This window comes from Staphylococcus microti, assembly GCF_000934465.1.
GTDB lineage: Bacteria > Bacillota > Bacilli > Staphylococcales > Staphylococcaceae > Staphylococcus > Staphylococcus microti.
This window is the reverse complement of record NZ_JXWY01000144.1, coordinates 1-436: the sequence shown is the minus strand read 5'-3', so window position 1 is coordinate 436 and position 436 is coordinate 1. Positions and strand designations below refer to the sequence as shown.

General features: G+C 34.6%; 1 rRNA gene. It reads left to right on the top strand.

The annotated features are described in order from the left end of the window. Positions 1 to 351: 351 nt before the first annotated feature. Positions 352 to 436, top strand: a 23S ribosomal RNA gene (locus TP70_RS10855); the annotation flags it as partial.

The window sequence follows — 436 nt, the reverse complement described above, 5'->3', positions numbered from 1 at the left end:
AGGTGCGGCTGGATCACCTCCTTTCTAAGGATAATATACGGAATATCACCTTTAGGTGATAAGCGGATTAACGTGACATATTGTATTCAGTTTTGAATGCTCATTATTTGAGAATTCAAAATTAAAATGAAAGCATTTATTATGTAATGATAAGGCTTGCCATTTTAATAAACTTGTACATTGAAAACTAGATAAGTAAGTATAAAAGATTTTACCAAGCAAAAACCGAGTGAATAGCGAAAGCTTGAAACTAAAAATTATCGCTAGTCGTCAAATGACGACTCACATAATTAATAACACATTTTTGAATTGAAAACGCTTGTTAATGCGAGCGATTGTCAATCAAAAGAAGATTAAGTTATTAAGGGCGCACGGTGAATACCTTGGCACTAGAAGCCGAAGAAGGACGTTACTAACGACGATATGCTTTGGGGAG